11 protein-coding genes and 1 pseudogene are annotated in these 11,921 nt (G+C 36.8%); 9 read left to right on the forward strand and 3 right to left on the reverse strand.

Annotation, left to right across the window (positions count from 1 at the left end; all coding sequences use genetic code 11):
* Positions 1-17: 17 nt before the first annotated feature.
* From ACSVDH_RS06645 to ACSVDH_RS06675, 7 genes are all read left to right on the forward strand, one after another.
* Positions 18-989, forward strand: coding sequence for an ABC transporter permease (locus tag ACSVDH_RS06645; RefSeq protein ID WP_439248951.1), 972 nt, complete (start codon positions 18-20; stop codon positions 987-989).
* Between the two features lie 12 nt (positions 990-1,001).
* Positions 1,002-1,910 carry a carbohydrate ABC transporter permease gene (locus tag ACSVDH_RS06650; RefSeq protein WP_439248952.1) on the forward strand — a complete coding sequence of 303 codons (909 nt, stop codon included), beginning with the start codon at positions 1,002-1,004 and terminating at the stop codon, positions 1,908-1,910.
* 57 nt (positions 1,911-1,967) lie between these two features.
* On the forward strand, positions 1,968-3,635 hold the full coding sequence (locus ACSVDH_RS06655) for an ABC transporter substrate-binding protein (protein ID WP_439248953.1): 1,668 nt from the start codon (positions 1,968-1,970) through the stop codon (positions 3,633-3,635).
* Between the two features lie 172 nt (positions 3,636-3,807).
* Positions 3,808-5,538, forward strand: coding sequence for a glycosyl hydrolase (locus tag ACSVDH_RS06660; RefSeq protein ID WP_439248954.1), 1,731 nt, complete (start codon positions 3,808-3,810; stop codon positions 5,536-5,538).
* Between the two features lie 190 nt (positions 5,539-5,728).
* Positions 5,729-5,932, forward strand: coding sequence for a hypothetical protein (locus ACSVDH_RS06665; RefSeq protein WP_439248955.1), 204 nt, complete (start codon positions 5,729-5,731; stop codon positions 5,930-5,932).
* A 742-nt stretch (positions 5,933-6,674) separates the two neighbouring features.
* Complete coding sequence (locus ACSVDH_RS06670; protein WP_439248956.1) at positions 6,675-7,091, forward strand: hypothetical protein; 417 nt, start codon at positions 6,675-6,677, stop codon at positions 7,089-7,091.
* A 142-nt stretch (positions 7,092-7,233) separates the two neighbouring features.
* Positions 7,234-8,010, forward strand: coding sequence for a hydroxypyruvate isomerase family protein (locus ACSVDH_RS06675; RefSeq protein WP_439248957.1), 777 nt, complete (start codon positions 7,234-7,236; stop codon positions 8,008-8,010).
* 370 nt (positions 8,011-8,380) lie between these two features.
* Here the strand turns inward: ACSVDH_RS06675 and ACSVDH_RS06680 are convergent, their stop codons facing one another.
* Positions 8,381-10,045, reverse strand: coding sequence for a GMC oxidoreductase (locus tag ACSVDH_RS06680; RefSeq protein WP_439248958.1), 1,665 nt, complete (start codon positions 10,043-10,045; stop codon positions 8,381-8,383).
* Between the two features lie 303 nt (positions 10,046-10,348).
* Between ACSVDH_RS06680 and ACSVDH_RS06685 the strand changes: the two are divergent.
* Together ACSVDH_RS06685 and ACSVDH_RS06690 are read left to right on the forward strand one after the other, a co-directional pair.
* Positions 10,349-10,477, forward strand: a pseudogene (locus ACSVDH_RS06685) (mannose-6-phosphate isomerase); the annotation flags it as partial.
* A 2-nt stretch (positions 10,478-10,479) separates the two neighbouring features.
* Positions 10,480-10,716, forward strand: a complete 237-nt coding sequence (locus ACSVDH_RS06690) for a hypothetical protein (RefSeq protein ID WP_439249154.1) — start codon at positions 10,480-10,482, stop codon at positions 10,714-10,716.
* Between the two features lie 17 nt (positions 10,717-10,733).
* Here the strand turns inward: ACSVDH_RS06690 and ACSVDH_RS06695 are convergent, their stop codons facing one another.
* On the reverse strand, positions 10,734-10,988 hold the full coding sequence (locus ACSVDH_RS06695; protein WP_439248959.1) for a YfmQ family protein: 255 nt from the start codon (positions 10,986-10,988) through the stop codon (positions 10,734-10,736).
* A 469-nt stretch (positions 10,989-11,457) separates the two neighbouring features.
* Positions 11,458-11,883 carry a GNAT family N-acetyltransferase gene (locus ACSVDH_RS06700; protein ID WP_439248960.1) on the reverse strand — a complete coding sequence of 142 codons (426 nt, stop codon included), beginning with the start codon at positions 11,881-11,883 and terminating at the stop codon, positions 11,458-11,460.
* Positions 11,884-11,921 lie beyond the last annotated feature (38 nt).

Here is an 11,921-nt window from a genome sequence, read left to right on the forward strand (position 1 = left end):
GAAAAGGAGGAAGATTAATGGAAACCGCAAAAAGTAAACCGTTTACAAAGGGAAACTATGCGTTGAAAAAAGAAAAAAAGCGCAGTTTTTGGAAGGTGTTTTCCAGCCAAAAAATCCTGTATATGATGTCGCTTCCGTTTGTCATATTGGTTTTTGTTTTTAATTATTTACCTTTATGGGGATGGACAATGGCATTTCAAAATTATCGACCCGCCAGGTCATTTTTTGAACAAGAGTGGGTAGGATTTGAGCATTTTATTACTTTATTTACGGATGAACGTTTTTACCTTGTTCTTCGAAACACACTTGCGATGAGTTTACTCAGTTTAATCGTTGGCTTTACGGTTCCAATACTATTTGCCATATTGCTTAATGAGGTTCGCCATTCAGTATTTAAGCGGACTGTTCAAACGATCACCTATTTACCACATTTTGTTTCATGGGTTGTTGTAGCAGGCATTGTGACAAAAATGTTATCAATAGACGGCGGTATTGTGAATGATTTGCTGCTAAGGATTGGTATTATTGATGAACCTTTCCAATTTATGGCGGAAGGAAAGTGGTTTTGGGGAATTGTTGTTGCTTCAGATTTGTGGAAGGAAATGGGTTGGAATGCCATCATTTTCTTAGCAGCCATTGCGGGTCTTGATCCTCAGCTTTACGAAGCAGCAAAGGTAGATGGAGCAGGAAGATTAAGAAGGATTTGGCATGTTACATTACCTGGGATTCGTCCAACTATTTTAGTTGTTCTCATTTTAAATATAGGTCACTTAGTGAGTATTGGCTTTGAAAAACAGATGCTGCTTGGTAATTCCCTAGTTGTTGATTATTCCGAAGTATTGGATTTGTATGCGCTTAACTATGGGATTGGATTAGGTCAATTTTCTTATGGAACAGCAATAGGAATCTTTAATTCTGTCGTTAGTATTATCTTATTGTTCCTTGCAAATGGGATCTTCAAGCGCTTTTCTAACCAAAGTGTTATGTAAGGAGGAAGTGACATGGCTGCAAATAGAGCCTTGAAAACAAAGAATGATCGAATATTTGACGCTCTTAATTATACTTTTTTAACAGTTGTTATGGTTGTGACTCTATACCCCTTTTTAAATGTATTGGCTATTTCATTGAATGAATCAACCGATACGGTGAGGGGAGGAATTTATATATGGCCCCGAGAGTTTACCTTTAGTAATTACCTGGAAATAACCAAGTACGATCATTTAGTAACTGGTTTCATAAATTCCGTGCTTCGAACAGTGATTGGTACTGTGTTGGGTGTGTTTGTACAAGCGATGGTAGCTTATACACTGAGCCGTGCTGATTTTCAAGGAAGAAAGTTTGTTTCAACCTTTATTGTATTAACGATGTATTTTTCTGGAGGGCTAATTCCGGGCTATATGTTAATTAGAGATTTAGGCATGATGAACTCGTTTTGGGTTTACATTCTACCTGGTTTAGTAAGTGCGTTCAATATTATTATCATTCGTTCATTTATGGATGGTCTCCCATTCTCTCCTCAAGAATCTGCAAAAATGGATGGGGCAAATGACTTTACGATTTTCTATCGAATTATTCTTCCGCTTTGCAAACCGGTTTTAGCAACCATCGCATTATTTATTGCAGTAGGCCAATGGAATAGCTGGTTTGATACTTATTTATATAACAGTATGAATGAAAGTTTAACTACTTTACAGTATGAGCTCATGAAAATTTTAGAAAATACCTCAATGGGTGGAAATATGGACGCCAATCAAATGCGGCCAAATGCCGAGCAGCAATCAAATATGGTGTCACCTGAGTCGATTAAAATGGCGATTACCATGGTTACGGTGCTGCCAATTATAATGGTTTATCCTTTTGTGCAAAGATATTTTATCCAGGGGATGACCTTGGGAGCGGTAAAACAGTAAATACAGGTCAATCCTGTTTATACAATACATGACATAGAAAAGGGGAGGAACATGGAAATGAAGTCAATGAAAAGGTTTTTTCGTTTGATTTTTTTCGCTGCGATCTTATTACTAGCAGCATGTTCAAATGAAAATACATCATCTGATAGTGAAAGCACCTCAGATGAAAGTGAACCAATCACATTTACCGTTTTTGATTCGGATGCGAATCGCGACTGGGAGAATATGGAGAGTCCAGTAGGTCAGAAAATAAAAGAGGATACTGGTGTAACACTTGATCCGGAATTTGATTTGGAAGGCGGACAAACAAAAATTCCTCTAATGGTTGCTAGCGGAGAATATCCAGATTTGATTACATCAAAGGGTGCCAGCCAACTTGTGGAAGCGGGAGCTTTAATCGACCTTGCTCCGCTAATTGAAGAACATGCACCAAACATTAAAAAAATGCTTGGTAATGAAATCAATCGCTTGAAATGGAGTAAGGAAGATCCTTCTATTTATGTGCTGCCTAATACAGCAGTGGATCACGAAGCAATGACACCTGGCTATGCTGCACTGATTCAGCATGATGTGGTGAAGGAATTAGGATATCCGGAAATGAAAACACTAGAAGATTTAGAAAGCGCTTTAAGAGAATACTATAAACGCCATCCTGAAATAGAAGGACAGCCAACGATCCCTCTAACTCTTCAGACAGATGGCTGGCGTTTTCAATCCTCTACTTTAAATAGCGGATTTATGATGACTGGCGGTTCTGATGATGGAGAATATTTTATTGACCCAGAAACATTTGAAGCGACATTGCATTATCGTCGTCCAGAAGAGAAAGAAGTTTTTCGTTGGTATAACAAGATGAATGCAGAAGGACTGCTTGATCCTGAATCGTTTATCCAAAAGCATGATCAATGGATCGCGAAATTGTCTACAGGACGTGCATTAGCTACGATTGCACCGGACTGGATGATCTATGAAGCGCAAAATGCTTTGCGCGATGCAGGGAAATTCGAGAGAATGTATGGCTTTTATCCGATCACTTTAAGTGAAGAATATAAGCACCATGCTTATCAAAGCCCAGGTTTCCAAGTAGGCTGGGGGATCGGAATTACAGTTGATTGTGAAGATCCTGTTCGTGCGATAAAGTTTCTTGATTATTTAGTTTCAGAAGAGACACAAATTATGTTGAACTGGGGAATTGAAGGAGAACATTATGAGATTGTAGACGGCAAACGTGTCATTCCAGAAGAAGAATGGGAAAAACGCCGAAACGATAAAGACTATTTAAAGAAAACAGGGATTGGTTATAACTTCCAACGCTTTGCGCCGCGGTATGGTGATGGTGCGTTAGATTCAACTGGCCAAACATATACAGTAAATACGCGTGAGCTGGCGATCGAAGGACTAACAGATGTAGAAAAAGAAGTGTTAAAAAATTATGATGCGGAATTATGGAAAGATTTATACCCTTCTGCTGATGAATTTCCAGTGAAACCATGGGGTGCTGCCTATAATCTTGCCATCCCTGCAGGCTCGAAACTTGAAGTAACGAACAAAAAAATGTTAGATATTACATTTAAGCGAATTCCAGAAGCGATTCTAGCAGATCCGGAAGATTTTGATGGAGTATGGGATCAATTTATGAAGGACTTAGAGAAAGCGGGAGTGGAAGAAGTTGAAAAAGAATTCACTAAAATTGTGAAGGATACAGTGGAGTTGTGGAGCGAGTAGAATAACCTAAATCAAGGGAAATGCTTCATACTTTTAAACAAGTAAACTATTTTGTCTTTTGAATAAATAGGGTCCAGGTACGGACCCTATTCATTATCATTCTATTTATTAAGATCATAATGAAATTTATTTTGTACCTATATGAAATACAGGATAGGAGGAATAATGACTGATGGAAACTATGTATCTCTTAAAACCTTTAAGAAAAAAAATGTTTATTTTATCTATTATTTTCGCGTTAATCGTAACTGTCCTTCCGATAACAGGAATGCCTGCAAAAGCTGCAGGAGAAGTGAAACTAGAAGCAGAGGATGCCTCACTTAATGGTGTAACGGTCGAAAATTCTGAGCCGGGTTATTCGGGGTCTGGCTATGTAGCTAGCTTTTCTAATGAGACAGACACTGTGACATTTACGGTTGAGGTACCTGAAACGACATTATATAGCTTGACTGTTGGTTACGGTTCAATCTATGGAAGCGGTAAAGTGGCTAATATTGTTCTTAATGGTAACAATCAAGGTTCTTTTACAATGGGGAATGGATTTGGGGAAGTTTCAGGAGGGAAAGTTCTTTTAAATGCTGGAAAAAATACGATTCAAATTACACCGAATTGGACATGGTTTGCGATTGATTATATAAAAATGAAACCTGTACTTGAACCAGTGAAGCATGAGGTGGAGAAGACATTGATCAATCCTAATGCGACAAAAGAGACAAAGGCTTTATTAAGCTATTTGGTCGATCAGTTTGGTGAAAAGATTCTATCTGGGCAGCAAGATTATCCAAGCACCCGTCCTGGTGATTTGAATTATATTTATCAGACGACTGGAAAATACCCTGCGATATTAGGACTCGATTTTATTGACAATAGTCCTTCAAGAGTAGAACGAGGTGCTTCAGCTGATGAAACACCTGTAGCAATTGATTGGTGGAAGAAGGGCGGTATTGTTACTTTTACTTGGCACTGGAACGCTCCTAAAGATTTAATTGATGAGCCGGGTAATGAGTGGTGGAGTGGTTTTTATACTAGAGCAACGACTTTTGATGTTGAGTATGCATTAAACAATCCAGATTCAGATGATTATCAATTGCTTTTGCGTGATATTGATGTCATATCAGCAGAATTAAAAAAGCTTCAAGATGCAGGTGTACCTGTATTATGGAGACCGCTTCATGAAGCGGAAGGCGGCTGGTTTTGGTGGGGAGCGAAGGGACCAGAACCTGCTAAGGAATTGTGGAGATTAATGTATGATCGCATGACAAATGTTCATGGATTAAATAATTTAATTTGGGTATGGAATTCGATTGACGAAGAGTGGTATCCAGGTGATGATTATGTTGATATTGTTAGCTTTGATTCATATCCAGGAGCACATAACTACGGCCCTATGAGCAGCCAGTATGAAGCTCTGGTTAAGCTATCAAGCAACAAAAAAATTGTTGCGATGGCTGAAAATGGCCCAATCCCGGATCCTGACCTTCTGCCGCTTTATCATGCAAATTATAGTTGGTTTAACACTTGGAATGGAAGCGTTTTAAAAGAACATAATTCTCCCGAGCATTTAAAAAAGGTATATAACCATGAGTATGTTTTAACACGGGATGAACTACCTGACTTGCCTACCTATTTAGAAAAGAGACAGATACAAAAAATTCAAGACTTAATGACTAAGTACACTGATACAGGACAATTAACTGAACCCCTGCTTACTAAAATAACCAATAGCTTTAAGGAAGTGAAGGAGCAGTTTGAAAAAGGTCACCTGAAGCAGGCGGTCATCCATATAGAAAATATTCAAAAGCACCTCAATAATGAATCTATGGGAGAACATGTATCACTAGCGGCTAAAAAAGATTTATCTGCAAACTTGGCTGAGTTAAAGGGAATTTTCTTACATCCGTAAAAATGCAATGAAATAAAGGCTTTCAATCTATGATTGGAAGCCTTTTAGCCTTAAAAAGTTATAACAGTTTTAGGGTTCAAAGCATATTTTATAATTACAATTCTCGTTTTGCTTAAAGTGACATATATATAGTAGTATGCTGTTGATAAAATAAGGAAAAGGTTATTTAAACGGGGAGTTGTCTTTTTTTATGATTTTCAATATTCAAAATATAACAATCACAAACATGAATCAATCTTCTTCAGTAAATACGGGAAATAATTTTATTAATTTCCCAATGACTAATCAACCTACAGTAAGTTATACAAACCAAAAAGGTGGAGCAGGTTCGTTTAACACCGGTAACGGTAATGCCTATAACAATCCTGGGAATAATAATGCTAATACTATTTAATGATTTAAAAAGCGACAGGCAGTTTTCACATAATTGATATTAGTAAATTCAAAGTTCTATCAATTTAATGAGGAACTGGAACAGCGTTATCCGTTTTATTTTAGGTATTAAACTCCGGATAGATGCAAAAGACAGAAGTTTCCATTAAATAATATCTTTATGAAAAAAACAAAAGAACTGTAAAATTATTATTACATTCACCTTATGGACGAGCAGTATATGGACGTTATTTTGCATAATACATTTTCAAAAATCAGCACCGCATGATATAAATAGATCCAATATCATTATTCCCCCGCCAATAGTCATTCCACTCATTGTTTACCCTCTATTGAGAAATAATAAGGGAATTAGTGAACAATTCCGTAACATTATTATTATAATATGACACTGGCTTTGCACTAAATGAATTACCTCTTTGTCAATAGTTTTTGAAAAATATCTGTTAGAACACAAAAAAACTCCTTATAATTAAGTTTGGCAATCTTGTTCAAATCCTTAATTATAAAGGAGTCAACCCATGGACAAGCATAACAGAAGTGATAATATGACAATAAAGAATTAAAGGTCCCTTTACAAAATGACATAAGTTATTACCTTTTTCATTCAACAATCATAAATTATAGAAAAAGCTTTACTATGTTGGGTAGCATTACATTTGCAATCTAATCCATACTGGAAATTTTACTTTTAAGATTTTTAAAAACGTTGCAAATAATTATTTTTTAAGGGGGGAATTAATTTGGAGACTTATCATAACTTCCAGGATTTTAAAATAAAGCTGCTCCCCCCTTCGAAACAATGTACAATCAGTAATCCCCCCTATAATATAAATATTACTATTATTAATATAAATATTAATTCAATGAATGCATCTGCATCACTTAATATCGGTAAAGATTTTAAAAGTATGCCGATCAGTGAACAACAAATTACACATGCAGGATCTACGCCAGGGACACCTACAGGAGCAACAACGGGTATCCCTACAGGAGTTACACCTGAGATTCCTGCTGAAACAATTCAGGAAACTCCTGCTGAAATTACTCCAGAGACATCTCCTGGGCCTATACTAGAGCCTCCTCCTGGACCTATACAGGAACCTCCTCCTGGGCCTATACTAGAGCCTCCTCCCGGGCCTATACAGGGGACAGGATAAAAAATAGAAAGATTCCATGTATTGAACGGACAGCGTTTTATATCACGGTCCGTTCATATTTTGGATGATTTTAACAAATACCTCAAGTAACCATTAATTTATTTTTAGAAGGATACTTTACTGAAATGAAAAGGGGATAACAATGAAATTTTCTGTTGTAATTGGAGCCGTTTATGCGGGCAAGGATTTTATCCAGAGTATGAGAGAGGTTAAACAATTAGGCTTTAATGCCTTTGAATTTTGGAGTTGGTGGGATAAAGACCTGTCAGCAATTAAGGTAGCAAAAGACGCTTTTCATCTTCAGCTTTCCAGCATTGTCACCAAATTCATCAGTTTGACTGATCCTGCCAAAAGACAGGAATATGTGCAGGGTGTCAGACAAACAATTGATGTTGCTAAGATGCTCGGTTGCAGCACCATTGTTTCTCAGGTTGGTCAAGAGATTCCGGCAATCTCTCGTGAGGAACAGCACCGCAGTATTGTAGAAGGCCTGAGGGCATGTGTTCCTTTCTTAAAGGAGTCAGGTATTACGTTGGTGATTGAACCGCTCAATACCATTGTCGATCATAAGGGTTACTATTTAGATAGTGCCAAGGAAGGGTTTCAAATTGTTGAAGAAGTGGGAAGCCCTTATGTTAAGGTGCTTTACGATATTTATCATATGCAAATTATGGAAGGTAATATTATTTCTACAATTACTGAAAATATTGAAAAAATCGGACATTTTCATGTAGCTGGAGTTCCAGGAAGACACGAGCCATATACCGGTGAGCTCTATTATATAAACATCTTAAAAGCGATTGAGGAAACTGGTTTTAATGGATATGTAGCCTTGGAGTATTTTCCAATTGAAGATCCTAGCAAAGGGTTAACGAAGTTTCTAAATTGGGTAAAATGGGGAGGTATCTCCACAGATTAAATCCCATTATGAATAGGCAGTAAAGTTTTTGTCCCTTCCCTGGAAAGAACACCCACTAGACAGACATATATTTCCGAATGTATCCTGCCTTTACCCTTTAAAAGTTTTTGCACATTAGATTCCGCTTACACCTTTGGAGCAAATGGCTGAAAATGAGTATGATGTATTCATAATTAGATCTGGTGCAGGTTGAGGGGCGATAACGTTTAAAACAACAAATGTTTTATTAAACCACTATACAACATTTGTTGTTTTAAAGCTAAGTTGGAACCCTTGATAAATAAGGATCTTCCCTAAAACGTTCATTTTAGGTAGTAGGTATTAAGAGTTCTCTGAAAATCCAAAATAGGTATATTTCTGTTCCCTTTTATTAAAAGTGTTTCATCAGTTTATCTGCAGTCCTGATCGCTAAAGCAACAGTTGTTAATGTATTGTTTGCTGCTCCGCTTGTCGGTATCACACTATTGTCGGCTACATAAAGTCCTTGGATACCATGAATTTGGCCATCTGGATTAGTTGCAGAAGTAGCAGGGTCAGTTCCCATCCGGCAAGTACCCATATCATGATAGACAAGGCCTGGGTCACCTAAACAAAGTGATTTTAACGAGCCTTGCGCAGCAACTGATGCGCTTTTTATTCCTTCAATCATCTGCTGAATTACTTCTTTGTCCTTCGTACTATAAGAGAATTGAATTTCAAGTTCAGGAATTCCATAATCATCTACTTTGTCTGGATTCAGTGATACGTAATTCTCATATCGTGATTCAATAACACCGGAAGCACCGAACCAGACATCCTCTTGCATGGCTCTAGGAATTAATTCATATAAATATGCATTATAACCGATTTGAATTTGATACTCTTTTTCTGCTGTTCGAGGAATTAACACCCCCGCAGTCCCTAGTATTTCTGGGAAGTCTGCTGTTTGAAAGGTGACGACTCCTTCCACACGAGAATGTGTTGTAAAATAATGCCCAATCGCTCTGCCGTGAATACCAGAGTGAAGTAATATTCGCGGAGTTTCAAATGTACTTGCGGATAAGACAACATTCCTCCCTTTTATGTGGTGCTTCTTTTTATCGTGGGCCATGACTTCAACTCCTACAGTCTTTCCTTTATCGGTAAGCACTTTCGCCACACGTGCTCTTACAGCAAGATCAAAGCTCGACAAACTTAAGGCCCAAGCAAAAAACTCCATAGAACTAAAAAATACATTAGAACGAACATTTCCATATTGTGATGGTTGTGTGTCAGCTGCAATAGGTAATAAGGATGTTTCTGGAAATCCATTATTAAGCAGACGGTTAAGGAGGATTTCTGAAAATGAAGAGTTTTTTACGTATTCAGTAGAAGCATTCATAATTTGCTCAGAAATCGTGTAATAACGGTTCATCTCTTTCAAAGAGACAGGCCATTGCGCTAAATCAATTGGGTGCATTCGAGGGGTAACCGCGCCCCAATAAATACTTCTTCCGCCTAGTCCAAAGAATTCATTGAAATAGTAGGGCGACGAATTTAGAAGATCTTGTTGGTCTAAACTAATTGAATTTGCTCTAGAAATGGTTCTCCAACGTTTAGGATTTGTAAAAAAACGCATACTGCGATCACCGTTTAATGTTGGAATATTATTCATGTTAGTTGGTAAGACCAAATCACCTGCTTCGATGACAGCAATACGCTTACCAGTGTTTCTCCATTTTTCACATAGCCTCCAAAGCACTGCTCCACCACCGAATCCTGTACCTACAATAATTACGTCATATTCTTTGCTAGCCATCTCTTCAATTGATATCAAAGGAATCCACTGATCCAAATAATATTCAAACGGATATAGAAAAGGATTAACGCAATTCGGCATATCTGAAAAAAGAGTTGAACTATGAGAATCAGAGGGCAAACAAATTTTTTTACCAGCTACTTCATGGTCGGGGTGAGAGATGCTTGGATTTAATGATAGTAGATTTTCCATAGAGAGGTTGAATTTTTTTGTGATTGTTTGCAACGTTTCACCAATGTCTGCAATGTAGATTCTCATCGCTATCACCTAGTCCTTTATAAAAATTAATTATTTACCTATATTTAGTAAGGTAAATGTTATGTTTATAAAAAGTTCATCCAACAATAGTCATTTTTAATCTAACATCAATGTATTTAATTATTTGGTCGTTTATGACTTGCTACTTAGTAAAAAATTGCTTAAAAGCAAGCCATCAAAAATCACGAGATTTATATTTTGTAAATTTAAAATTATCCGAACTAAATCTATTAATATTCATTGAGATGATCCCCCCCTTTAGTAGACCAGAAAAGGTAATAGCAGAGCTTGTATTGTTTATGCTGGGCTATTTCCGCCAATCCGAATGGGCCATCTGTTATTGTAAATGGACCTTTTGCTGGTCAAACATTGGATAAGCTATGGAATGAACAACCAGAACTCTTTGGAAACCCGACAGATGCTGTTTTTCCTCAATCACCAGATTTGTACATTCCGAGTTCTTCTCAGTTTATAAATGGGACGTAAAAGGAAGTGCTCATTTTTCTATCGATGATCAATATTTGCTTATGAGTGTCATAGAAGGAAAGGGCTCCCTGATTCATAATGGAGACATTTATTCATTAATAAAAGGGAAGCATTTAATTGTTCCAGTAGGTATGGGTGACTTTGAAGTGGTTGGAGAGTGCGAATTAATAGTATCTAAACGATAATCTAGTAAATGGGAGTATCACATGAAATCAAAAGGGTTCGGAATGTGATATTCCGAGCCAAGATATTCGGGAACCGGCTTTGTAGCTAGCTTTTCAAATGAGACAGATGCTATGCAAAAACACCTCAATAATGAATTAACAGAATCCTCATGAAGTGTTGGATGTAATTCGAATTTGCTAATGAGCCATTCAACAACACCTGTTGGAAGACACGTCAATACTATTTTAGCAAGAGCTGCAAAAATTAACATAACTACAAACGTCCATGTCATTATTAGACCATCTCCGTTACTTTCTAAATTTAAATTACTGTTATTATCCTAGGACAAATAATAGATTTGAACGGATTATTTGAAACTTGATAATCTTACTTGTATTCCTTTTAATAATAAAGAAATCCTTGTAGAAAATAACCATCCACTTGGCAAAGAATGTCCCCATTCTTTTAAAATCCTAATTTTTAAAAAAAGGGAGTGAGTTAAAGTTCCTCCTCATATGGAAAATAAAAGCTTTAGCTCCTTGTTAATGAACTGTATCCGGAATAATGGACCTTTTTATAAGTGTCCATTATTCCGGATACAGTTCATTATGAGAAATGAGGCTTTTTCATTGCTCCATTAAAGCGTCCGATTACGGAATAAACTAATATATTTAAAGAGCTCATATTTATTGAATGTGAGATACTAAACTGAAGTCACCTATTAGTAATCTGACTAAAAAGGATTATCTGAATGATTTAAATCATAGTTCTTTATAAAGCATAAGTTCATTTTTTATTTCATAGTTGGAAAGCTCATAAGTTTTAATTGCGCCAGCGTTTGTTTTGCCTGTTAATACTTTTATTTCTTTCACTCCACGATCACAAAGTTTTTCTTCCAATAAAGTGATCATAGAAGTGGCTAAGCCCTGTCTTCTGGCTGATTTTCTGACATACATTTCTGTTATTTCTCCCTGAAGCTCATGATAACAAAACGATGAAAAACTTTGTGCGCATGCAAACCCTACAGCTTCGTCATTTATAAAAGCTACCGCAACCAATTCGCTGTTTTGATTAAGACTATCTATAATTTCAGTCACAGTTCTTCTGACACCGCCGTTAAATTCTTGATTTAGAACAGATAGAGCTTCTGCATCGCTTTTCGTTGCCAACCTAACATTTATTTTCATTCAATACACCTCTTTACAATAATGCATTTAAGGCTTTT

This window comes from Metabacillus sp. Hm71 (assembly GCF_051842955.2).
In the GTDB taxonomy this organism is placed as follows: Bacteria; Bacillota; Bacilli; order Bacillales; family Bacillaceae; genus Metabacillus.

Excerpts from the sequence above, each read along its gene's own strand:
- ACSVDH_RS06700 (WP_439248960.1), bottom strand. The coding sequence starts at position 11,883 with ATGAAAATAAATGTTAGGTTGGCAACGAAAAGCGATGCAGAAGCTCTA.
- ACSVDH_RS06695 (WP_439248959.1), bottom strand. The coding sequence starts at position 10,988 with ATGACATGGACGTTTGTAGTTATGTTAATTTTTGCAGCTCTTGCTAAA.
- ACSVDH_RS06645 (WP_439248951.1), top strand. The coding sequence starts at position 18 with ATGGAAACCGCAAAAAGTAAACCGTTTACAAAGGGAAACTATGCGTTG.
- ACSVDH_RS06665 (WP_439248955.1), top strand. The coding sequence starts at position 5,729 with ATGATTTTCAATATTCAAAATATAACAATCACAAACATGAATCAATCT.
- ACSVDH_RS06655 (WP_439248953.1), top strand. The coding sequence starts at position 1,968 with ATGAAGTCAATGAAAAGGTTTTTTCGTTTGATTTTTTTCGCTGCGATC.
- ACSVDH_RS06650 (WP_439248952.1), top strand. The coding sequence starts at position 1,002 with ATGGCTGCAAATAGAGCCTTGAAAACAAAGAATGATCGAATATTTGAC.
- ACSVDH_RS06660 (WP_439248954.1), top strand. The coding sequence starts at position 3,808 with ATGGAAACTATGTATCTCTTAAAACCTTTAAGAAAAAAAATGTTTATT.
- ACSVDH_RS06675 (WP_439248957.1), top strand. The coding sequence starts at position 7,234 with ATGAAATTTTCTGTTGTAATTGGAGCCGTTTATGCGGGCAAGGATTTT.
- ACSVDH_RS06680 (WP_439248958.1), bottom strand. The coding sequence starts at position 10,045 with ATGAGAATCTACATTGCAGACATTGGTGAAACGTTGCAAACAATCACA.